The organism is Methanobrevibacter sp. (assembly GCF_017447225.1).
Lineage (GTDB): Archaea > Methanobacteriota > Methanobacteria > Methanobacteriales > Methanobacteriaceae > Methanocatella.
The window spans coordinates 1-21,301 of sequence record NZ_JAFSNZ010000036.1 but is presented as its reverse complement, the minus strand read 5'-3'; the positions used below and the strand labels follow the sequence as shown (position 1 = coordinate 21,301).

General features: G+C 33.4%; 24 protein-coding genes. 14 read left to right on the top strand and 10 right to left on the bottom strand.

Going from position 1 to position 21,301, the window contains the following annotated elements:
* The first annotated feature begins 44 nt into the window (after window positions 1–44).
* Window positions 45–527, top strand: coding sequence for a hypothetical protein (locus IJQ68_RS03555; protein WP_292797036.1), 483 nt, complete (start codon window positions 45–47; stop codon window positions 525–527).
* Here the strand turns inward: IJQ68_RS03555 and nucS are convergent.
* Window positions 524–1,306: an endonuclease NucS gene (gene nucS, locus IJQ68_RS03550; RefSeq protein ID WP_292797033.1), complete on the bottom strand. Its 783-nt coding sequence runs from the start codon at window positions 1,304–1,306 to the stop codon at window positions 524–526. The genes IJQ68_RS03555 and nucS overlap by 4 nt on opposite strands.
* 128 nt (window positions 1,307–1,434) lie before the next feature.
* Between nucS and IJQ68_RS03545 the strand changes: the two genes are divergently transcribed.
* The 3 genes from IJQ68_RS03545 to IJQ68_RS03535 all read left to right on the top strand — a co-directional run bounded on the left by IJQ68_RS03545 (window position 1,435) and on the right by IJQ68_RS03535 (window position 3,769).
* Window positions 1,435–2,379, top strand: a complete 945-nt coding sequence (locus IJQ68_RS03545; protein WP_292797030.1) for an alpha/beta fold hydrolase — start codon at window positions 1,435–1,437, stop codon at window positions 2,377–2,379.
* 1 nt (window position 2,380) lies between these two features.
* Window positions 2,381–2,653: a DUF5750 family protein gene (locus IJQ68_RS03540; protein WP_292797028.1), complete on the top strand. Its 273-nt coding sequence runs from the start codon at window positions 2,381–2,383 to the stop codon at window positions 2,651–2,653.
* Between the two features lie 120 nt (window positions 2,654–2,773).
* Window positions 2,774–3,769 carry an alpha/beta fold hydrolase gene (locus tag IJQ68_RS03535; RefSeq protein ID WP_292797025.1) on the top strand — a complete coding sequence of 332 codons (996 nt, stop codon included), beginning with the start codon at window positions 2,774–2,776 and terminating at the stop codon, window positions 3,767–3,769.
* 33 nt (window positions 3,770–3,802) lie between these two features.
* Here IJQ68_RS03535 and nadA read toward each other — a convergent pair whose 3' ends face one another.
* Genes nadA through rnz form a run of 3 tightly spaced genes read right to left on the bottom strand, consistent with a single transcriptional unit; the run spans window position 3,803 to window position 6,345 of the window.
* Window positions 3,803–4,714: a quinolinate synthase NadA gene (gene nadA / locus IJQ68_RS03530; RefSeq protein WP_292797022.1), complete on the bottom strand. Its 912-nt coding sequence runs from the start codon at window positions 4,712–4,714 to the stop codon at window positions 3,803–3,805.
* Between the two features lie 4 nt (window positions 4,715–4,718).
* On the bottom strand, window positions 4,719–5,450 hold the full coding sequence (locus IJQ68_RS03525) for a mechanosensitive ion channel family protein (RefSeq protein WP_292797020.1): 732 nt from the start codon (window positions 5,448–5,450) through the stop codon (window positions 4,719–4,721).
* A gap of 1 nt (window position 5,451) precedes the next feature.
* Window positions 5,452–6,345, bottom strand: coding sequence for a ribonuclease Z (gene rnz / locus IJQ68_RS03520; RefSeq protein WP_292797017.1), 894 nt, complete (start codon window positions 6,343–6,345; stop codon window positions 5,452–5,454).
* 76 nt (window positions 6,346–6,421) lie between these two features.
* Here rnz and nadC point away from each other — a divergent pair, with 76 nt between their 5' ends.
* Window positions 6,422–7,243: a carboxylating nicotinate-nucleotide diphosphorylase gene (gene nadC / locus IJQ68_RS03515; RefSeq protein ID WP_292797015.1), complete on the top strand. Its 822-nt coding sequence runs from the start codon at window positions 6,422–6,424 to the stop codon at window positions 7,241–7,243.
* Here nadC and IJQ68_RS03510 read toward each other — a convergent pair whose 3' ends face one another.
* On the bottom strand, window positions 7,244–7,630 hold the full coding sequence (locus IJQ68_RS03510) for a hypothetical protein (RefSeq protein ID WP_292797012.1): 387 nt from the start codon (window positions 7,628–7,630) through the stop codon (window positions 7,244–7,246).
* A gap of 105 nt (window positions 7,631–7,735) precedes the next feature.
* Here IJQ68_RS03510 and IJQ68_RS03505 point away from each other — a divergent pair, with 105 nt between their 5' ends.
* The 3 genes from IJQ68_RS03505 (at window position 7,736) to carB (ending at window position 12,400) form a co-directional block, all read left to right on the top strand.
* Window positions 7,736–7,999 carry a transcriptional regulator gene (locus IJQ68_RS03505; protein ID WP_292797009.1) on the top strand — a complete coding sequence of 88 codons (264 nt, stop codon included), beginning with the start codon at window positions 7,736–7,738 and terminating at the stop codon, window positions 7,997–7,999.
* 120 nt (window positions 8,000–8,119) lie between these two features.
* Window positions 8,120–9,202, top strand: a complete 1,083-nt coding sequence (carA, locus tag IJQ68_RS03500) for a glutamine-hydrolyzing carbamoyl-phosphate synthase small subunit (protein WP_292797006.1) — start codon at window positions 8,120–8,122, stop codon at window positions 9,200–9,202.
* 21 nt (window positions 9,203–9,223) lie between these two features.
* Entirely contained in the window at window positions 9,224–12,400 is a 3,177-nt protein-coding gene (carB, locus tag IJQ68_RS03495; protein WP_292797003.1) for a carbamoyl-phosphate synthase large subunit, read from the top strand.
* A gap of 27 nt (window positions 12,401–12,427) precedes the next feature.
* On the opposite strand, the gene IJQ68_RS03490 is transcribed toward carB, so the two are convergent.
* Entirely contained in the window at window positions 12,428–13,021 is a 594-nt protein-coding gene (locus IJQ68_RS03490; RefSeq protein ID WP_292797001.1) for a zinc ribbon domain-containing protein, read from the bottom strand.
* A 175-nt stretch (window positions 13,022–13,196) separates the two neighbouring features.
* Between IJQ68_RS03490 and IJQ68_RS03485 the strand changes: the two genes are divergently transcribed.
* Genes IJQ68_RS03485 through IJQ68_RS03470 form a run of 4 tightly spaced genes read left to right on the top strand, consistent with a single transcriptional unit; the run spans window position 13,197 to window position 16,159 of the window.
* Window positions 13,197–14,339, top strand: a complete 1,143-nt coding sequence (locus tag IJQ68_RS03485) for an amidohydrolase family protein (RefSeq protein ID WP_292796998.1) — start codon at window positions 13,197–13,199, stop codon at window positions 14,337–14,339.
* Window positions 14,340–14,381: 42 nt separating this feature from the next.
* Window positions 14,382–14,804: a universal stress protein gene (locus IJQ68_RS03480; protein ID WP_292796995.1), complete on the top strand. Its 423-nt coding sequence runs from the start codon at window positions 14,382–14,384 to the stop codon at window positions 14,802–14,804.
* Window positions 14,805–14,844: 40 nt separating this feature from the next.
* Window positions 14,845–15,684, top strand: a complete 840-nt coding sequence (locus IJQ68_RS03475) for a CBS domain-containing protein (protein WP_292796992.1) — start codon at window positions 14,845–14,847, stop codon at window positions 15,682–15,684.
* 10 nt (window positions 15,685–15,694) lie between these two features.
* On the top strand, window positions 15,695–16,159 hold the full coding sequence (locus tag IJQ68_RS03470; protein ID WP_292796989.1) for a hypothetical protein: 465 nt from the start codon (window positions 15,695–15,697) through the stop codon (window positions 16,157–16,159).
* 1 nt (window position 16,160) lies between these two features.
* Here the strand turns inward: IJQ68_RS03470 and IJQ68_RS03465 are convergent, their stop codons facing one another.
* Genes IJQ68_RS03465 through IJQ68_RS03450 form a run of 4 tightly spaced genes read right to left on the bottom strand, consistent with a single transcriptional unit; the run spans window position 16,161 to window position 19,674 of the window.
* On the bottom strand, window positions 16,161–17,171 hold the full coding sequence (locus IJQ68_RS03465) for a 7-cyano-7-deazaguanine synthase (RefSeq protein ID WP_292796987.1): 1,011 nt from the start codon (window positions 17,169–17,171) through the stop codon (window positions 16,161–16,163).
* Window positions 17,168–17,821 (bottom strand): TfuA-related McrA-glycine thioamidation protein, encoded by a 654-nt coding sequence (locus IJQ68_RS03460; protein WP_292796984.1) that lies wholly within the window; start codon window positions 17,819–17,821, stop codon window positions 17,168–17,170. Before IJQ68_RS03460 ends, IJQ68_RS03465 begins: the two co-directional genes overlap by 4 nt.
* 4 nt (window positions 17,822–17,825) lie before the next feature.
* On the bottom strand, window positions 17,826–19,028 hold the full coding sequence (locus tag IJQ68_RS03455) for a YcaO-related McrA-glycine thioamidation protein (protein ID WP_292796982.1): 1,203 nt from the start codon (window positions 19,026–19,028) through the stop codon (window positions 17,826–17,828).
* A gap of 1 nt (window position 19,029) precedes the next feature.
* Complete coding sequence (locus IJQ68_RS03450) at window positions 19,030–19,674, bottom strand: site-2 protease family protein (protein ID WP_292796979.1); 645 nt, start codon at window positions 19,672–19,674, stop codon at window positions 19,030–19,032.
* 52 nt (window positions 19,675–19,726) lie between these two features.
* On the opposite strand from IJQ68_RS03450, the gene IJQ68_RS03445 reads away from it, so the two are divergent.
* On the top strand, window positions 19,727–20,728 hold the full coding sequence (locus IJQ68_RS03445; RefSeq protein WP_292796977.1) for a M24 family metallopeptidase: 1,002 nt from the start codon (window positions 19,727–19,729) through the stop codon (window positions 20,726–20,728).
* Window positions 20,729–20,784: 56 nt separating this feature from the next.
* Window positions 20,785–21,210 (top strand): hypothetical protein, encoded by a 426-nt coding sequence (locus IJQ68_RS03440; RefSeq protein WP_292796975.1) that lies wholly within the window; start codon window positions 20,785–20,787, stop codon window positions 21,208–21,210.
* The last annotated feature ends 91 nt before the right edge of the window (window positions 21,211–21,301 follow it).

The window sequence follows — 21,301 nt, the reverse complement described above, 5'->3', positions numbered from 1 at the left end:
TATTTAAAGTAAATGATTATAATATAATAGTAAGAGTGATTCAAATGTCTGATGATAAAAAAATTAATGTTAATGATATAAATTATGCAGTTTATAAACTTGGAAATTGGAAAAATTCATATGAAATCAATCAAATAGGCTTATCAAAAGAAATCCCAGTAACTAAATCAACTATAACTCATATTAAATTTAGTATGGATGAAATTAGAAAATCACAATTTGACATTTCAAATAAAACAGTGAATGGATTTGTAGCAATTGCATTTCAATTAAATCCTAAAATTCAGGAAATGGAATTGGATGATGTCATTGAATTGGAACAAAAGGAATTTGATGATATCATTTATGAATTGGATAATTTGGAATTGCTGGATGAAGATTCAACAATAGACCTTGATGATGAAAATTATTTAATTTACAAATTGGAAAAGGAATGTCATCTCACCACATCAATTCCTGCAAATGAACACACTAAGAAATATTATGAAGATGAAATGAAAAGAATTGACGATGCGGTCTTGAATTAGAATGCATCCAATGTTATTTTTTTATCTCTTTTTAATTCACGAGGAGGTTCAACACTTACAAATTCAATACCTTCCTCTTCAATCAATTCTCGAGCATCTTCCATAAGGGATGGTGCCACAAGTAAGCCTCTAATTTTCTTTTTCTGTGCTTTGCATTCTTTCAGATAATCATTTTCTTTATTTTCAAAATCGTCCAGGTATCTTTTCAGTTGTTTTACTGCACTGACGCCTGCTTTTCTTGCTTTTAGCTCTAAAATCATCAGATTACCATCATTATCTTTACCCAATATGTCAATGAATCCGTGTTCCACGCTGTACTCTCTTGTTTTAGGAGTAAAGCCTTCTTCGATAATGTGTGGTCTTTCCATAATCATGTCGCTCATGTCCTTTTCATATCCTGCCTGTTCAAGCTCTTCAAAGTCTTCAACATTCGCATAATTGATAAATTGGATTTGTCTGATTTCAACGCTTAACAGTTCTTTCGGTGTTCTTCTGTGGCTTTCCAATATAAGTCTGTCTCCTTTCAGGTATTGCCTGGTTTTGGATTTTGGAGGCTGCCAATTTACAGGTTCTACTTTTTTGTCCTGATGTATTAGAAATGATCCGTCAGGTTTGATTAGTATTATGCGTTCTCCCCAATTCAGCTGACTTAAAGCACGCCCTTCGTACTCCACTTTGCAGCATGCAAAAATTATTATTGTGGCTCTTTTTCGTAATGCCTCTTCGACTAATTCAAATGCTTTTTCACAATCCGGTCTTTCAAGAATTTTATATTTCATTACTTTTTACATTGGTTAGATTAATTTAAATATTTTGTTTTAAAAAATTAATTTTAGATATTAAAATAGATGGTGGGTTTAAAATTTGTGAAGAGGAATATTTTGAACAGAAAAGGGAAACGTTTGTGATGGATTCATTTGAATTTACAAATGGTGAAGTTTTAAAAACTGTGAATGTTGAATTTATGACATTTGGAACTCCTAAATATGATGGAAATCTTATTACTAATGCTATTGTTTATTGTCATGGTTCTTTAGGCAATTTCACATCTGTAAAAAAGATTTTTCCTTTAATTCATGAAAATGCTCCTTTTGATGAAAATAAATATTTCTTCATATCAATTTCTGCTTTAGGTTCTCCAGGGTCATGTTCTCCATCTTCTACGGGGTTAAAGAATAAATTTCCAAGCTACACAATAGAGGATGTAGTTAACTTTCAAAAGCAGTTTTTGGCTGAAAAATTCAACATCAATCATGTTTTGGGTATTATAGGCAATTCCATGGGCGGTTTTGTTGCATTAACTTCAGCTATATTATACCCTGACTTTGCAGATTTTATTATGCCTGGTGTAAGCAGTTACAAGGTTGCAGGTCATGATTATATACTGTCCAAATTCGTGAATGAAATCATCACTTCTGATGAGAATTATGAAAATGGCATTTCAAACGATTCCATTAAAAGAACAATCCGCTTAGCCAGTTTGGCCGAATTTAATTTTGGTGTTTCCAAAGAAGCATTAAGGGCAACTCCAAAGGACGAATTGTCTCAAAATTTTGAGGAGTATGGTGAAGAAAGCTTATTTTTGGATGTATATGACATTAAATATTGCAATGAAGCTTGCATGAATTATGATGTTGAAAATGACTTGGACAAGATTAAATCAAAGACATTTATCATTTCCTGTGCTCAAGATCCTCATTTTCCACCGGAACTTGATGGAATCCCTATGTCTGAAATGATTAAAGGCTCTCAAATTGTTATAATGGACTCCCAACTCGGCCATTTATGCTTCAATGAACTAGAAACTATTGCTGATGAATTAAACGAATTTATGAAAAATTTCGGTGAGTAAAATGATTGTAAAAATAACCGATTTTGATGAAAATGTTGAAATTCCCTTCATAGATTATGAAGTAAGCGGATTATTGTCAAATCAAATGAAATATCTCCATGAAAATCTGGATGAAGAAACTTCAATTAATGAAGATATTATTAAAATAAGGCTGTATTTTGAAGATATTTTCCCTTTTCAAAGTGATGTGGCCAAGATAAGGCTCGATGATTTTATAGCGCGTGAAGAAATCGAAATGAACGTTTTTTTATCTGGCTTTTTAGAAGATATATGAACATTTTTCATATATTTTTGATATTTTTTAACAGTTTTGTTGAATATTTCATATTTGTTACTAATTTTTTAAGTAAATTATAAATATTGATTATTATCAATTATTCATTAAGCAGTATTTATGGTAGATGAAATGGATAAAGAGAAATATTTCTTAAAAAATGAACAATATTTTATTGAGAAATTTGAATTTAATGATGGCACAATTGTTGAAGATGCTGTTGTTGATTATGGGAGTATGGGAACTCCGAAATATGATGAAAATGGCAATATGATTAATGCAATTCTTTTCTGCCACGGTTTTTTTGATGACTACTCATCCATTCATGATTTTAATCAGATATTTGGCAGGGATAAATTATTCAATCAAGAGGATTATTTCATTATTTCCATCACATCACTGGGCTTTTCAAACTCATTTTCCCCATCGGTTTCAGAATTAAAAAATGATTTTCCTTCTTATGAAATGGAAGATTTGGTTAATTTTCAAAGACAATTCTTAAAGGAAAAATTTCCAGAAATTAAAAAGATTAAAGGTATTTTTGGTTATTCTTTTGGCGGATCTATTGCTTTAGGATGGGCTATTCATTATCCTGAAGATATGGAGTTTGTTATTCATTTTGCAAGTTCACATATAAATTCCGGTTTTAAATATGTTTTTTCTAAACTATCAACCAACATACTTGAAACTTCAATCCAAAATCAGGAGGATGTTTATCATAAATCAATGTCCCAAGCATTAATTTTGCTTTCACAGCTTCATTATTTATTGAGTTTTCCAATAAATTATATTTATTCATTATCTCCTCAGGAAATAGATGTCTCTTTAGAAAATTTCCGCGATGAAGGTTTATTTAGGGATATCTTTGATATGAAAAAAGCTAATGAGTTCATATTGTCTTTGGATTTAACATCACAGTTAAATAAAATAAAATGCAGGCTTTTGGTCATTGGTGTTAAAAATAATAACCTTTCTGTTCCTGAATATGATTCAATACCAATTCATGAAGCTGTTGAAGGTTCCGAATTTATATTGTTGGATGCTTCCAACAAATCCAATGAAGCTGATTCCCTATATAAAATTGAAGATAAGATTAGGGAATTTGTTGAAAAATAATAATAAAGAAATTTTAAGCTAGAAATAAACTAGCTATTTTGATGCATCAAGCATATGCTGTACTGCTTTTAAAGATTTGCTTGCCACTTCATCAGGAACAGTAACTTCGGGAGACTCATTTTTCAATGCATCTCTGACTTTTTCCAATGTGTGAAGTTTCATTGTTTCACAGATTGCTCCTTCAAGCAAAGGATAAAGTTTTTTTCCAGGGATTTCAGAGTTAATTCTTGTAATCATGTCGATTTCTGTCCCGATAACAAATTCTTCAGCATCGCTTTCCGCAATGAACTTTAACATTCCTCCGGTGGACAGTACTTCATCACAAGCTTCCTGAACGTTCATATTACATTCGGGGTGGCAGATGATAATCGCATTAGGGTATTGTTCACGTTTAAGTTCAACATCTTCAACATGGAACAGTTTGTGAACATAGCAGTGTCCGCCTTTTGGTGTCGGGATGATTTCCTTGTCGATTTTTTGCTGAACATGTGCTCCTAAATTATTGTCTGGTCCAAATAGGATTTTTTCATGAGGTAAACTTTCAGTTACTTTGACTGCATTGGCAGAGGTACATAATGTGTCTGCATGTTGTTTTGCCTCAGCAATACTGTTTACATAAAGGATTACTCCAGCATCAGGATGCTCTTCGATGGATTTCAACAGTTCTTCTTCAGGCAACATATGAGCCATTGGACATTCCGCCTCTAAATCTGGAATGACAATTTTTTTGTCCGGATTTAATATATATGCAGTTTCTGCCATAAAATCGACACCACAAAATACAACTAAATCCTTATCATCGATTTCAGATGCTTTAATACATAATTCCAATGAGTCACCTAAAAAATCAGCGATTTCCTGAATTTCTTTTGGCTGGTAATTATGTGCAAGGATAATTGCATTTTTCTCCTCTTTCAATTCTTTTATTTCATCCTGTATGCTCATCGTTTCACCTATTCGAAAATTCTCTTATTTTATTAGTAATAATTAATTTATCATCATCTTTATTATTATAGTCTTTTATCCAAAATGATACTTTAATGTTTGTTTCTTCAAATGTTATACCTTTTGCATAAATCCTTGGTTCTGGATTGTCCAAAACATCATCCAGCTGTTTAATTTCTTTAATGATATATTCATTAAATTCATCCAAATCAATATTCAATGGTAATCCTGCCAATATATTAATACGGTACTTTTCAGGAGCCTTATATAATTTGAACAAGTTATTTGTAAGAGTTGAATTCGGTATTGTACTGACTATGCCATCATCATCTTTTATTGTGGTTGTGCGCAAGTGGATACTTTCTATCACTCCTTTTGTATTATTCAGCTCGATAGTATCTCCTACTCTGATGCTTTTTCCTAGGATAAGTATGATTCCTGAAAATAAATTGGATATTATGTCTTTGGCTGCTAAACTCACTGCAATACCCACAATACCTAAACTCAATAATGTGCCATATAAGTTAATTCCAAACAGACTTAAAATTTCCATCAAAGCAATAAAATAAATTATGTACACGATAAGATCTCTGATAAGATATATTCCGGTCATATCATCCTTAAAGCGCTCAAATCTATTCAATAGTCTTGTAATAATTCTGGCTATTATTGTTGTTATAACTATTATGGCAATAATCATCAGAGTAGTTTCTAAAGGGTTCACCGGAAAAATCATATTATAACTCCACTTTCATCAAATCTTTGGCAATTCTTGTTTTTTCAAATATTTCTTTTGATTCTTTTAGCATATCGTCCAATTCAGTATATCTTGTACTGATGTGAGTTAATATCAGCTCTTTTGAGCCTGATTGCAGTGCAATATTTGCAGCATCAGTTGAAGTGGAATGAGCATGCAGGTCTGCTTTGTCTCTGTCTTCGGCTTTGTATGTTGATTCATGAATTAAAATGGTGGAGTTCTTTGAAAATTCAATCATCTCTTCACAAGGTACGGTATCTCCGGAATAAGTCAGTTTATTGCCTTTTCGTGGTGGACCCAAAACCTGTTCGGGTTGTATGATTTCACCATTTACTTCAACTGGAATTCCATTGTGGAGTTTTCCGAACAAAGGTCCTTCAGGAACTCCCAGTTCAATTGCCTTTTCACGTAAAAATCTTGGTTTTTTAAGTTCTTCAACAGAATAAGCTAAAGTTAATGTATTGTGTTTGACTCTTTGTGCTTTTATTATGTATTCCTCATTTTCAATTATTGTTCCTGAGTCAATTTCAACCCATTCCAATGGAAAGTCAAAGTTAGGAAATCCAAGGTGGGATATTGCCTGGCGTAAATTATCAAGGCCTTCCGGTCCGTAAATCGTTAATTTGCTTTCGCGTCCCCTGAAATTCATTGACTGCAACAATCCAGGAATTCCCAGTATATGGTCTCCATGGTAATGCGTTATGAAAATCTTGGAAATTTTCATCGGACTTATTTTTGCATAAATCAATTGTCTTTGCGTCCCTTCACCACAGTCAAATAGTATGGTCTCTCCAAAAGCTTTAAGGGCAATTGAAGGATGGCTTCTTGAATAAGAATGAACTGCAGATGACGTTCCTAAAAATGTAATTTCCATAATTTAATCACTTATTTTATATTGTAATTTAAATATATATTTTAATTAATATATTAAATTTTTTTAAGGTGATGATGTGGATAAAATACTTGAATATATGCTTGAAGAAGATGAAGGGTTTGGAGATGTGACTTCAAACAGTGTTATTGATGAATTGGATGAAGTAAATGCATATATTGTTTCAAAAGATGAGGGTATTTTGGCAGGCATTAATGTAGCTAAAGAACTGTTCGAATCAAGAAATGTTAGAGTCATGTTTCATATGAATGACGGCTGTGAAATCAAAAAAGGCGACTTGTTGATGTTCATTCATGGAAATGCCCGAGATATATTATTGGTTGAGAGAACTGCTTTGAATTTACTGATGCGCATGAGCGGTGTGGCAAGTGCTGCAAACAGGTATGTTAACTTGGCTGATGGAAAAGTCATCATTGCAGGAACTCGCAAAACCCAACCTGCAATAGGAAAATATGATAAAATGGCTTTAAAAATCGGCGGTGCAGATACTCACAGATTCAGTTTGGATGACATGCTTTTAATAAAGGATAATCATATAGCTATTGTCGGAACTCCATTGGATGCTCTTAAAAAGGCACAGAAAAACGCCAGCTTTTCTAAAAAAATTGAAATTGAGGTTGAAACACTTGATGATGCAGTTGCCTGTGTTGAAAATAATGCGGATATTGTGATGCTGGATAACATGAATCATCTGCAGGTCAGTGAGGTTTTGGCTGAACTGGAAAAAAGAGGCATACGCCAAAATTCCTTAATTGAAATATCCGGCGGAATTAATGAAGACAACATTAAGGATTATCTTGATCTTGGTGTTGATATCATCTCAATAGGTGGCCTCACCCATTCTTCCAGAAGCCTTGATTTCAGTTTAAAAATAGATTAACTATTTTTTAACCTTATCACCGGTTAATTTTTCTTCTTCTTCAATTAATAGCTTTTCAATCTCACCATTTTTCAATAGTTTTATTGCTTCATCGATTTCATATTTCATTTCAGACAGTTCGTCCAATTCCTCTTTCCAGTATGAGTCTTCATCCAACCTTACCTTTTCCCATCTTGAATAATCAATGTCCATATCAATTTCATTGTCTTTTATATTGTCAATTGCGGCAAAGTATTTTTCCTGGATTTCCTGTCTTATTCTTGTTAATGATTCATATTCGTTTATGAGATTTTCCAGTTGGTATGACATCAGTTTAAATCGTTCGATGTCATAGTCAATTTTCATCTTCCTGAAGTCGTCTAAAATATTAATCAAATTTTCATCCATTTTCTCCCTCAAAATCAGAAGTGAATTAAGTGTTTGTCATGGGTATGTTATGAGTGTGTTAAGTGATATATATCAATAGTATATACTTATTATAAATATTTATTTATGCATGAAGATGAAGAGTTTCTGGAATTAGTTGCATATGTCCGTGCATCAAATCGCAGAAAAGACATTATCAAATTTCTTAGTTATGATTTGAAAACTCCTACTGAAATTGGTGATGCGCTGGATATTCGCACTAATCATATATCTAATATTCTGGCAGATTTAAGAAAGAAAAATCTTGTTGTTTGCGCAACCCCTAATGTTCGTAAGGGCAGATTGTATAAGCTAACAGATAATGGAAATAAGGTTCTTAAATATTTGTGATTTGTTAATCACAATTCTTTTTTTACCATTTTTTTGCAAAAAACAAACTTTTAATAATATTGTAAAAGATATATAATAGAGATAGATAATTTTTATATTTTTTTATATAATGGTGATTTAATGGTAAAAATAGCTAAATTAGCTTTGGAAGATGGAACTGTTATAAAAGGAGAAGGATTTGGTTATGAGACAACTAAACTCGGAGAACTTGTTTTTTCAACAGGTATGGGTGGTTATACTGAATCCCTGACTGATCCGTCTTTTAAAGGAGAGATATTGATGTCCACTTATCCTTTAGAGGGAAATCATGGGGTAAGTGAAGACTGGTATCAATCTGATAAGATTCAGGTTGAAGGTTTTGTTTGTCGTGAAGTTTGTCGTGAATTATCCAATTTCGGACCTCAAAAAACTTTAGATGAATTTTTAAAAGAATTTAAGACTCCAGGTATCAGTGGAGTTGATACAAGAGATTTAACTTTAAAAATTCGTGAAAGAGGTTCTCTTAAAGCAGCTATCACCACTGAAGATATATCTGATGATAAATTAATTGAAATGGCAAAATCACAGCCAAGCATTGAAGACAGGGATGTTGTTCCTGAAGTTTCAACAAAAGAAATTAAAGTTTTCAATGAGGATGCTGATAAGAAAGTTGCATTAATTGATTGTGGTGTTAAAAAGAATATTATTAACTCATTTTTAGAAAGGGATATTGGAGTAGTTTTATTCCCATATGACACTGACTATAAAACTATTTTAGATTACTCTCCTAGTGGGTTGATGATTACTTCAGGACCGGGAAATCCCGACAGGGTAACTGAAACAATCGAAACCATGAAAAAACTATCCAACAGATTACCTATTTTTGGTATCTGTATGGGACAGCAGTTAATTGCAAAATCTTTTGGAGCTAAATCTTATAAAATGAAATTTGGACACAGAGGAGAAAATCAGCCAGTTAAAGATTTAAACACTGGAAAAGTATTTATCACATCACAAAATCACGGGTTCACCATTGATAAGGAATCATTGAAAGAAACTGATTTGGTTTTAACCCAAATTAATTTAAATGATGGAACTCCTGAAGGTATTTCCCATAAGGAATTGCCGCTACATTGTATACAATACCATCCTGAAGCAGGACCTGGTCCAAATGATACAAGGAGCATTTTTGACGAATTCAATCAAATGATGGAAGATTATTAATTAATTAAAAGAGGATTAGATATGCCAGTAGATAAAGATATTAAAAAAGTATTAATTATTGGTTCTGGGCCTATTCAAATCGGACAAGCTGCTGAGTTCGATTATTCTGGATCACAAGCATGTAAATCACTAAGGGAAGAAGGTATCGAAACTGTGCTTGTTAACAGTAATCCGGCTACTATTCAAACTGATATTGACATGGCAGATACTGTTTATACAGAACCATTGACTCCGGAAATTGTTGCTAAAATTATTGAGGAAGAAGAAGTTGATGCTATTTTACCAACCATGGGTGGACAAACCGGATTAAATATAGCAACAGGTCTTGGAGATTTAGGATTATTGGATGGAATTAAGGTTTTAGGTTCTGATGTTCAAACCATTAAGGATGTGGAGGACAGGGACCTGTTCGCTAATCTTATGGAAGAGATTGGTGGGGAAATTCCAAAATGTCAGGCTGTTGAAAGTGTTGATGATGCACTTAAGGCAGTAGAAGAAATCGGCTATCCTGTTATTGTAAGACCGGCATTCACTTTAGGTGGAACTGGTGGAGGAATTGCCCATAATGAAAAAGAATTAATCGAAATCGCTAATCACGGTTTGGATATGAGTTTCATTAATCAGGTTCTTATTGACGAATCCGTTCTCGGATGGAAAGAAATCGAATTTGAAGTAATGAGGGATAAGGAAGATACCTGTATTATTGTATGTACAATGGAAAACATCGATCCTATGGGTATTCACACAGGAGACAGTGTTGTTGTTGCTCCGATTCAAAACTTATGTGATGAAACCATTCAGAAAATGCGTGATGCATCAATTAAAATCATAAGGGCATTGGGCATTCGCGGTGGATGTAACATCCAATTCGCTTTAAACCCTGAAACTGATGAATATAAAGTAATTGAAGTAAACCCTCGTGTATCAAGAAGTAGTGCACTAGCATCCAAAGCTACAGGTTATCCTATTGCAAAAATCTCTTCTAAAGTGGCTTTAGGAATGACATTGGATGAAATCAGAAATGATATCACCAAAGAAACCCCAGCTTCATTTGAACCTGCAATCGATTATGTTGTCGTTAAAATCCCAAGATGGCCATTTGACAAATTCAAAGGAATCAGCCGTGAAGTGGGCGTTCAGATGAAAGCTACAGGTGAAGTAATGGCTATCGGAAGAACCTTTGAAGAAGCATTCCAAAAAGCACTCAGATCACTTGATATGGGCTTTGACGGTTTTGAATATATGGAATACACTGAAGAAGACTTATCCAATCCTACTGATGTAATTTATTTCCAAATCTATTCAGCAATCAAGGACGGAATGGATCTGGATAAAATCCAAAAATTAACTAACATTGACAAATTCTTCTTATACAAAATCAGAAATATCGTAAACTTCGAAAATGATGTCACTGCAGATAAATTGGATGATGAAGCATACTTAAGAAAAGCAAAACAAATCGGCTGCTCCAATAAAAGATTAGCTGAATTGTCAGGTCAGACTGAAGAATATATCAGAAATTTACTCTCAAGATACAATATAAAACAGTCTTATAAGATGGTAGATACCTGTGCTGCTGAATTTGAAGCTAAAACTCCTTATTACTACAGTAGCTATGATACGGGAAATGAACTCACATCAACAACAAAGAAAAAAGTTGTTATTTTAGGTGCAGGTCCAATCAGAATCGGTCAAGGTATTGAGTTCGATTACTGTTGTGTACATTCATCATTAGCTTTAAAAGAGGACGGAATTGAAACAATCTTAATCAACAACAACCCTGAAACCGTAAGTACAGATTATGATATTTCAGACAAACTCTTCTTCGAACCAATTACCTTTGAAGATGTGATGGGAGTAATCGACCAGGAAAAACCTGATGGCGTCATTGTCCAGTTCGGTGGTCAAACGTCAATTAACTTGGCTGTGCCTTTGGCAAATGCTGGAGTAAAAATCCTCGGAACTCCATATGAAAGTATTGACAGGGTAGAAGACAGGGAATTGTTCGCTGAACTTTTAGAAAAATTACACATTCACCAAGCTCCTTATGGAACCGCTAATTCCTTTGAGGAAGCTCGTGAAATTGCAGAAAAAATCACATTCCCAGTACTGGTACGTCCGTCATATGTTATCGGCGGAAGAGCTATGGAAATTGTTTATGACAACAATGAGCTTGAGGAATATATGAAAGAGGCAGTTAAGGTTTCACCGGAACACCCTATTCTTGTTGATAAATTCCTTGAAGATGCAATCGAATTGGATGTTGATATCTTATGTGATGGTGAAGATGTATTCATTGCAGGAATCATGGAACACATTGAAGAAGCTGGAGTTCACTCAGGAGACTCCGCATGTGTAATTCCGCCACAAACCATTCCGGCACACATCCTGGACACTATTCGTGAGAATTCAAGAAAATTGGCATTGGAACTTGATGTTAAAGGTTTGATGAACATTCAATATGCAGTAAAACTTGATGAGGAAATGGTCTATATCATTGAAGCAAATCCTCGTGCAAGTAGAACTGTTCCGTTTGTAAGTAAAGCTATTGGTGTGCCTTTAGCTAAAGTGGCTACATGGATTATGAATGGTGCTAAACTCAAAGACTTTAATTTAACTAAAGAAATCAAGATTGATCATGTTGCAGTAAAAGAATCAGTATTCCCATTCTTGAAACTGCCTGAATCCGATACTGTTTTAGGTCCTGAAATGAAATCTACTGGTGAAAGTATAGGTATTGATGAAAGCTTTGGAATGGCATTTTACAAATCACAACTTTCAGCAGGTATGGATTTACCTAAAGAAGGTAAAATATTCATCAGTGTTAAAGAAGACGATAAGAAAAAAATCAGACCAATTGCAGAAAAAGCAGCAACACTAGGATTTGAACTTGTCGCAACTTCAGGAACAGCTGATGCAACAGGCCTTGATACTGTTGAAAAAGTCAAAAAAGTATCTCAGGGTTCCCCTAACATTAGGGATTCAATCTTAAACAAAGAAATTGATTTGATTATTAACACTTCCGAAGGAAAACAGTCTGCTCAGGACGGTTATATCATTAGACGTTTAGCTATTGAGCTAGGAATTCCTTATGTTACCACATTGGCTGGTGCAAGAGCTGCTTTAAACGCTATTGAAGCGGTTCAAAATAATAAAATCAATGTAAAATCATTAAACGACTATGTTGGTGAAGAATAATTATTCTTCATTAATTTTTCTCTTTTTTTAGTTTGAATACAGGTATTCTTTTATGTTAATTCCGCATGAAGGACATTCTTCCTGGTTAATTTTCAGTTTGCTTCTGCAGTTAGGGCAATAGTTAAGTTTTACTTCATATTCCTTATTCAGGTCAAGTTTTTTATTAATTTCAATTCTAAGTGTAATCTTGCTTTTAATTGCATTTTCGTCCCAATCGTTTTCCATCAATATTTTTTTATAATAAAAGGCTTCTGTCATTGATGAATAATATCCGAAAATGTTTTCTCCTTTCTGAATATAAAATCCTCTTTTTTTGTGATCAAAAAGGATTTCTCCTTCACGTTCTTTTTTGTTAACTTTTATTCCTTTTATTCTTCCTTTTGATCTCTTTTCCGGAAATGGTGGTAATGTCATATTTTCATACTTGTTTTCAAGGTCACATTCAACAAGCAAATCATAGTCAAAATTACAGTAAAAAAGAGCATCTCTTTCGTATAATGCGTCGGATAATTTTTTAAACTCTCCATAATCCTTATTGTTATATTTGATACGGAATACGTCTCCGCTTTTAACAATATTTCTGTAAAAATATCTTATTTCCTGAGAGTTAATTTCAATCATCCTCATAAATTTGGTATGATTATAGTATATAGTTAGTATCTAATAAATTTTTAATTGAGGATTTATAAAAAAGAAAAAGAAGTTTTAAAAACTTATTTGATTGTTGGTGATTTTAGTTTTTACATAAATTTTCAAAGAAAAATTATAAGTATTATTTATTAGAAACTTTTTTTTAATGTTTACTGTAGCTAACGGAATTATTTTAAGAGGTCTGAATCTCAATCCAATCAAGGCCAATATTGTTGTTGATGATGGAATTATCATAGAAATTTCTCAAAATGCCCATGAGGGCAGGATTATTGATGTTGATGGTGCAATAGTATGTCCTTCCTTTTTAAACGGCCATACTCATATTGGTGACTCAATAATTAAAGATGAAGGATATGGATTATCTTTAGGTGAGATGGTAAAGCCTCCTAATGGGGTTAAACACCGTGCTTTAGCTGCTGCTGAAGATGAAGCGGTCATAGAAGCAATGAGAGGGACTATGTGGGAAATGGTCAAATCAGGCACTACTCATTTCATTGATTATCGTGAAGGGGGCATCAACGGAGTAAAACTTTTAAGGAAGGCTTCAAAAGACATTCCGATTACTCCAATAATTCTCGGCCGTGACGACAGTTTCTATGGCGATGATCCGGATTTATCTGAAGTTAGAAAAGCCATTCGCAAGTTATTGAAAATAGCTGACGGTATTGCTCCAAGTGGATTTGGTGAGATTAGCGATGATGTTGCAAATCTGATTGTTGAAGAGTGCAAAAAGGCAGGAAAGATTTCATCCATTCATGTTGCCGAGTCTGAGTCTACGCAAATTGACTCTTTAGCCAAATTAAATAGGACAGAAATTGAGCGAGGTGTCAATTCTAACTTCAATCAGCTGGTTCACTGCACCAATCCTAAAAACAATGATTTGAATTTGATAAAAAATTCCGATGCCAATGTTGTTGTCTGTCCCAGAGCCAACGCCACATTGAATGTGGGAATTGCTCCTTTAAATGAAATGTTGAAAACAGGCATTAAGCCAATTTTGGGAACTGACAATGTAATGATTAACTCACCAAATATGTTCAGAGAACTGGAATTCACGCTTAAACTAATGTCTGTCACATATAATGATTATTTAGATCCATGTGAACTTCTGAAAATGGCAACTACCAATGCCTGTCCTTTTAATTTCGGCAAATCATATATTGAAATTGGCCAGATTGCAGAGTTTAATGTCATTGAAAGTTTTTCTAAAAATCCTCATTTATCTGTAATAAATCGTTCAGAAACAAAAAATATATTATATACTATTAATAAAATTATAAACCAATAATATATTGAACATATAGAGTCATATATTATTGGAGATGGAAATATGTACAAGAAGATTTTAGTCCCAACAGATGGGTCTGAATTTGCAAAAAAAGCACAATTACATGCCATATTTTTAGCAAAAGTTACTGGCGCTGAAATTATTGCATTGAGTGTATCAGAAAATAATTTTATTAATGGGATTTCCTTAAACGATGAAGTAGAACAATTAAATGAAATATTAAAAGATCGTTGTGAAAAAGATCTTAAACAGTTTGAAGATATGAATGAAGAAGACGTAAAAATAACTCCAGTTATCAAAGAGGGTTCTCCTGCAAAATCTATATTGGATGTGGCCTCTGAGGAGGATGTCGATTTAATTGTTATAGGCAGTTCTGGTAAATCTGGTTTTGATAGATTTATTTTGGGCAGTGTCAGTGAAAAGGTTGTTCACACAGCTAAATGCCCTGTATTAATTGTACATTAATTTAATAATTATTTACATATTTACTATTAAGGTGTTTTTAATGTTAGTTAAAAGAGTAATGTCTAAAAAGGTTGTTAGTGTTTCCGTTCCTGGAAGCAGAGAAAAAGTTTTAGACTTAATGAGAAAAGAAAATAAAGCAGTTCTTCCTGTTGTTAAAGAAGACGATAACAGATTAGTTGGTGTTGTAACCCGTTCTGATTTAATTAATAATCCTGATGAAGAACAAATTGCTATGTTAATGAGTAGGAATCTTATTACAGCCAGTCCTGATGAGGATGTAACTGATGTTGCTAAAAGAATGATTGAAAATGATGTAAGAAGAGTTCCTGTTGTTAATGATGATGGTGAATTAGTTGGAATAATCACTTCATTTGATTTAGTATCTCAAGCTTTAACTAAACTTGAAATTGATGATGCTGTTGAAAATTATATGATTACTACTGTTCCTACAACATGGGAAAAAACTCCATTGAATGTTGCATTTGAATCCATGAAGCAATTTGGACTCAAATCAATCTTGGCATTAAATGATGATGCTCAATTGTCCGGAATCTTAACTGAAACTGATTTCATTGCTGAAAGTGAAATTATTTCCGAAAGAAGTGAACACAGTTCCACTGTTGGTACTGAAGGAGACAAATGGTCTTGGGACAGTACTTCCGTATTATACATTGAAAAGAATCATTTAAAATTCACTGATAAAGTTGTCAGTGATGTTGCTGTCGGTAATGTTGAAGTAGCTAATTCTAAAACAAAAGTTTCAGATTGTGCTAAAAAAATGAAAACATTACATATTGAGCAAATTCCAGTTATTGGTGTTGAAGGAGACTTAGTTGGTCTTGTAAGAGCTAGTGACTTAATTAAAGCTTTAGTAGAATAACTGTGATAAGATGGCGGTTAGTCCAGTTTTAGTTATTAAAATTGTTGATGACAGTTCCGTAGGCGTTAGAGCCAGATGGAGAGATGAATATGTGGAACATCATATCGTCCTGAACTCTGTTCTAGCGTATTGGTGGGCAAATGACTTACCTCCTGTAGTCAAGTTCCTGGAACTTTTTGAATCTGTTATTAAAAGAACTATTAATGAACTAACTCCCCACAAAACTTTAAAGCTAAAATATGAAGTTACCTCTGATGATGATTTGGAAAGAGCTTCTCAAATCGAAATCAACCTAATTGAAGTCGAAGCCGATGATATCGGATTTAAGATTGATGGCAAAACATTATTTTTAAACGGCCTTAGAAACTCATCAGAAAGTGATGATGAAAAGACTCCATTCAATGAGACTTATAATAAAGTTATTGAAACTCCGGACATTGTCTTAAAGAAATATATGGAAATGAAAAATAAGTAGTTTAGATATTTCTTCTGATTTGAGGCAATATGTCCATAAAATCTAATAGTGCTTCATCATAATCTTCATAATTATGGCCTTCAATCATACCATTTTTATTTATGCATATTTTTTCCAATTCTATTTTTTCTGAATTTTCACAGATTATTTTTTTTCCAAGAACTTTTTTTGTATTTTCGATGTTTACTGTAAATGGCAGTTGGTATGAAAATCCATTATTTGCATAGTCGATAATTATCTCCTCATTATCATCAATTGATGACAAATTTAAGCAGACTTTTTCATATCCATATGATTTTAATTTATCATTAATTTCATTTAATGAATTCATCTTTGCAATTTTTGAAATATCTTCTACTTCACATATACCAATTTCATTAAAATCCCTAACTTTGACCAATTCACTCCCGGTTATTTTTGAAAGATAATTTTCACTTTTCAGGATTTTATCAATCCTGTCTGATGTGATTGGAGTATTGGTTTTGATTCTTGTTGCAAGGCATGTGGTTGATTTTGAATATTTGATATTGTTTATATTCAGATATTCATGAATTTCTTTTGAAGTTAATTTGGCTTCAATTAATGGTGTTTTGAAATCCATTGCATATGTGATTAATATCCCTGGTCTGTCTACAACCAGATCGCTAATGTTATTTCCATCACAGATGTAGTCAAAGCCATTATCCTCAGCATACTCTTTTATTTTTGAATACATCATATTTCTGCATGAATGACATCTGTCAGGTAAGTTTTTCAAGAAATCTTCATTATCATAGAAGTTTAAATCGATTATGTGGTGCTTTACCTTAAATTTTGATGCCATATCTTTTGTGTGATTTAAGAAATTGTCCTGAAATAAGTGATTGTCAATGGTTATTGCCAAAACATCACTGCTTACTTTTGATGCAAGATATGTGATTAAAGTGCTGTCTGCACCTCCGGAAAATCCGACAGCTACTTTTTTGTCTTTTAAAATCTTTTCAACAGTATTAATCTTTTCTTCTAGTTTCATTTCACCATATCCGCAATATATCTGAGCAACTCTTTACCGTCCTCTTTTTTAATATCAGGGGATGTTCTGATAAAATCAATGAGTTTGGATTTCACATTATCATCTAAATTGGAACTGGCCAATGTTTGTGCATAGTTACGTTTTGGATAAAAAGTTGATTTGGCAATTTGAATCAATTCCTCTTTTTGGCTTTGTGAAATGATGTTTTCTTTCACTGCATTGGTAAAAACATAATCCATATTAATCAAGGGTTCGGATAAGCTTTCAAGTGTTTCGCTGTCAAGCATAACTGCCACGTCATCATCTGATGCGACTTTTCCTGTGGCATACTGCTCATAAACATATCCGATACCAATCATTCCAAGTGAATCAAGCTCTGATGCTCTCAAGGCCCCCATGCTTGATGCACCAACAACCATGACTCCACTGTCAATGACCTTTAAAAGCTCCTTGTGGCCAACAGATGAATTCTGGTGAAATACTCCATCAATAATGCCGATAATATCTGGGTTTTCTTTTATGTCAACTCCCAAATCTCCTCTTTTAATTGGCCTTTTGTAAATGACTTCCACATCATCATGGGAGTCCAGAATTTCTTTTGCTTCATCATATGGTACGGATAATCCGCAGTAAATTATAATTTTAACCATAAAATCATACTCTTAAAAATCTATATCCGGCACGGCTTTGATCGATTGAATAAACTTCCATGGTCGGGATAACAACACGTACAACATTAACATCAAGTTCTGGGCGTGTCAAATCGTAATACAGGACATGCTCTATTTCATTTGCTTTCAGTTCGTCCAGAACAATATCAATATCTTTTGTAATCGAGTCAGTGCTTCTATTTTCAATGTCGCTTAAGTTAATTTTATTTTCTTCTTCTTGGAAGTAATGTTTATTGATTCTTTTCATACGTTCATAACCGGCGGTTCTTGCAAAATCTGCCCTGACTGTATCTTCACGAGCCCCATGAATTTGAGTTGCCCGACTTTGAGCCACTTCTGTCAATGCCCTTAAAATTGCAACTTCAGGATCCAGATGAGTTCCTATTCCCAAAGTCAAAAGTCCAGCATCTTTTAGCAGCGTATCATCTGAAGATGCGGCTATTGTCGGTACATTAATGTCTGCTGTCAAATCCATTAATTTAATGTTTATTTCATTATCGCTGAATTTTAAAAGAGCATCATTTACAACATCGCTTTCAATGCTGTTTAAATCAATCTGTTTTGAATTCTTATGGGTCAGCTCAAATATGCTCCACGCATCCCTTTCAATGACCTCAAACATTCCGTGCAATATAGCTTCCTCTTTACTGTTTCCAGAAGCAAGACCATTGGTGTTTGATTTGAATAAGCTTAAAGCGGAATTATTCTCCAAATCATATGGGTGAAAAATTGCATTTGAAGGAACATAAAAGTCTTCACCACTAATCAGATCATGACACACACTCCATTCAAGTGTAATGTCATCAACATCCTTTTTTTCAAATTCCTTCGGTAAATTCAGGGATTTCGGATTGATAACATTTTCTGAAGAAATATCTCTCAAGGTTTCAAATACTGTTTCATCATCCTGTCTTTCTGCAGAATATCTTTCAAAACCTTCCATCATGGCTGAGGCCTTGGCATGTTCCACACTTATTCCTTTCCCACCATAAATGCTTATTGACCCTTCCTGTGATGTTGGCCTGATTGCTGAAAAGACGGGCAGGCCAATCCTGTCCAAATGTGTAATCTCGGTAATACGGGTAATTCCTGCAGTCTTGCATTTATCTTCATTGTTTGCAATAGTTTCGCTTGGAGGAATTATCCTGTGAGTTCCTTTAAAATATTTAATCTCTTTTGATGTCATTTTAAAATCCTATTAAAATTCTAACTATACTTTCAACACCCATTGTCATTGACATAAATGTCATGATGCCTGCAATAGCAATAGTAATTAGCCAAATACCAATATTCCATCTGAGTACTTTTGATCCATCTAAATTCCAAACTGGAATTAAGTTGAAAACAGCCAAATAACTGTTTGTGGAAAAACCTAGAGAACATACAATGAATACGAACTGCATTGTTGCATCATAAAATGCGCTTGGATAAACTGCAGCAGCAATAAACAGAAAGACTAATGCAAGCGCTATATTAACAACAGGTCCTGCAAGGGATATGATTCCATTGGTCTTGTCATCCAAGTAGTTTCCGGCATAAGTATACACTGCACCTGGAGCCGCAAAAACAAAGCCGAAAAATGATGATACCAATGCGAATATCAATCCTGCAGGCCATAACTTGAATTCGGCCCAATAACCATAATGCATGGAAGTGAATTTATGTCCTAATTCATGCAATATAAATCCTAAACCTAATCCAATCATTACTATTGGAAATATTTGCTGTAATGCAGCAAAATTACGGCCTGAATAAAGGATTGAGAAACTTAGGGAAATAAAAATGAATGCAATAATCAAATCTCTTATTTCACTTGTTGTAACTTTAAACATAGTTTTAAAATATCTAATTCTATATATAAAAGTTTTTTCTAAATATTTAACTATGCACATAAAAAATATTCTAAAAGATATGGAAAAAGATAATATTCAGGCTTACTTATTAACACAATTTACAAATATTCAATATATTTCCAATTATAAACCTACCAGTTTTGCTTTCTGTATCATTAAGGAAAATCCGATAATTTATGCCTCACAAATGGATATGGAAATCGCAAAAAGGGATTCGTCAATCGAAGTTCGTGAATACGAAAAATTTGAAATAATGATTGATGATATGAAAAAGGAAGGCATAAAAAATCTGGCCATCGAGCCAAGTCTTGTTTACAGTTACTATGAAAAGTTCAGGGACGATTTTGAAATTACTTCAAAAAATTATATTGATAAACAAAGGATGATTAAAGATTATTCAGAGATTGAAAACATTGAAAAGGCAACAGAAATTGCACAGACTGCTTTTAAAGAGTTGGATGTTGCTTCAAGAAGTGAAAATGAAGATGTTCTGGCATTTGATCTGGTCAGGCTGATGATTGAAAACGGAGCATCAGGCGAATCCTTTGACACTATTTTGGTGAGTGGAGCCAATACAAGCCTGCCTCATGCAATTCCGCAGTCTAAACCCTTGGAAACTCCAATACTTGTTGACTGGGGAGCTAAATTCAATGGATACTGTTCAGACAATACAAGGACAATAGTTTACACTGAAAAGCAGTATGAGATATTTGATATCGTTCGTGAAGCTCATGATAAAGCAATCAAGGCAATAAAGCCAGGATTAAAATGCTGTGAAATAGATAAAGTTTCAAGAGACATTATCACTGAATATGGCTATGGCGACAGGTTCATTCATTCAACAGGTCATAGTCTGGGTTTGGATATTCATGAAACTCCAGGATTTTCTTTAAGGGATAAGACAATCATTGAAAAAGGAATGGTCATTACGGTTGAACCGGGAATATACCTGGAAGGGAAATTCGGGGTTCGTATAGAAGACACGATAGCTATTGAAAATAAAGGAAGGATTATCGGTAATTTGCCGTTATAACTGTTGCAATTTATGGTATTTTGCTTACATATTTATTCCATTTGGGTAAAATTCATTTGTCTGATAATATCTTATTGGCTGCGGTGTTTTTCGCATTATTTATCGCAGTATATGCAATATTAATCACAGCCCTTCTCAACAGGTATCAGCACAGGGGATCTTTTTTCCAGGCATTTAACTTTAAAAAAATTTTTCAATTGTTCAGATTGTTTGATCTGGAAAATTTTATTCTGCTATTTTTGGCAGCTGTAACCTCACAATTGCTTACATTATCATGTTTTGTTGATTTTTATCAGAATTTAACATCAATTGAAATTGCACATGCCTTGGTGATGATTATTCTAGCACCATTTATATTATTGGCCTGTAAAAGACTAATTGGACTTCGTTCAAAAAAATTGCTGAACAATGTAACTAATTGGATTGAAGATAATGGTGTTGTCCACTATTTAAATTTAACCTTGATTTCGGGCTTATTTTAATGTAATTTTTATTGATATATTGGCAATCTCATATACATGCACTAAATTCATAATATTTTGAAAAATCAATATAATCATTATAATAGAAGTT

Excerpts from the sequence above, each read along its gene's own strand:
- IJQ68_RS03555 (WP_292797036.1), top strand. The coding sequence starts at position 45 with ATGTCTGATGATAAAAAAATTAATGTTAATGATATAAATTATGCAGTT.
- IJQ68_RS03485 (WP_292796998.1), top strand. The coding sequence starts at position 13,197 with ATGTTTACTGTAGCTAACGGAATTATTTTAAGAGGTCTGAATCTCAAT.
- IJQ68_RS03475 (WP_292796992.1), top strand. The coding sequence starts at position 14,845 with ATGTTAGTTAAAAGAGTAATGTCTAAAAAGGTTGTTAGTGTTTCCGTT.
- carA (WP_292797006.1), top strand. The coding sequence starts at position 8,120 with ATGGTAAAAATAGCTAAATTAGCTTTGGAAGATGGAACTGTTATAAAA.
- rnz (WP_292797017.1), bottom strand. The coding sequence starts at position 6,345 with ATGGAAATTACATTTTTAGGAACGTCATCTGCAGTTCATTCTTATTCA.
- carB (WP_292797003.1), top strand. The coding sequence starts at position 9,224 with ATGCCAGTAGATAAAGATATTAAAAAAGTATTAATTATTGGTTCTGGG.
- IJQ68_RS03460 (WP_292796984.1), bottom strand. The coding sequence starts at position 17,821 with ATGGTTAAAATTATAATTTACTGCGGATTATCCGTACCATATGATGAA.
- IJQ68_RS03490 (WP_292797001.1), bottom strand. The coding sequence starts at position 13,021 with ATGATTGAAATTAACTCTCAGGAAATAAGATATTTTTACAGAAATATT.
- IJQ68_RS03480 (WP_292796995.1), top strand. The coding sequence starts at position 14,382 with ATGTACAAGAAGATTTTAGTCCCAACAGATGGGTCTGAATTTGCAAAA.
- nucS (WP_292797033.1), bottom strand. The coding sequence starts at position 1,306 with ATGAAATATAAAATTCTTGAAAGACCGGATTGTGAAAAAGCATTTGAA.
- IJQ68_RS03510 (WP_292797012.1), bottom strand. The coding sequence starts at position 7,630 with ATGGATGAAAATTTGATTAATATTTTAGACGACTTCAGGAAGATGAAA.
- IJQ68_RS03505 (WP_292797009.1), top strand. The coding sequence starts at position 7,736 with ATGCATGAAGATGAAGAGTTTCTGGAATTAGTTGCATATGTCCGTGCA.
- IJQ68_RS03535 (WP_292797025.1), top strand. The coding sequence starts at position 2,774 with ATGGTAGATGAAATGGATAAAGAGAAATATTTCTTAAAAAATGAACAA.
- nadA (WP_292797022.1), bottom strand. The coding sequence starts at position 4,714 with ATGAGCATACAGGATGAAATAAAAGAATTGAAAGAGGAGAAAAATGCA.
- IJQ68_RS03450 (WP_292796979.1), bottom strand. The coding sequence starts at position 19,674 with ATGTTTAAAGTTACAACAAGTGAAATAAGAGATTTGATTATTGCATTC.
- IJQ68_RS03465 (WP_292796987.1), bottom strand. The coding sequence starts at position 17,171 with ATGAAACTAGAAGAAAAGATTAATACTGTTGAAAAGATTTTAAAAGAC.
- IJQ68_RS03545 (WP_292797030.1), top strand. The coding sequence starts at position 1,435 with ATGGATTCATTTGAATTTACAAATGGTGAAGTTTTAAAAACTGTGAAT.
- IJQ68_RS03470 (WP_292796989.1), top strand. The coding sequence starts at position 15,695 with ATGGCGGTTAGTCCAGTTTTAGTTATTAAAATTGTTGATGACAGTTCC.
- IJQ68_RS03525 (WP_292797020.1), bottom strand. The coding sequence starts at position 5,450 with ATGATTTTTCCGGTGAACCCTTTAGAAACTACTCTGATGATTATTGCC.
- IJQ68_RS03455 (WP_292796982.1), bottom strand. The coding sequence starts at position 19,028 with ATGACATCAAAAGAGATTAAATATTTTAAAGGAACTCACAGGATAATT.
- IJQ68_RS03540 (WP_292797028.1), top strand. The coding sequence starts at position 2,381 with ATGATTGTAAAAATAACCGATTTTGATGAAAATGTTGAAATTCCCTTC.
- IJQ68_RS03445 (WP_292796977.1), top strand. The coding sequence starts at position 19,727 with ATGCACATAAAAAATATTCTAAAAGATATGGAAAAAGATAATATTCAG.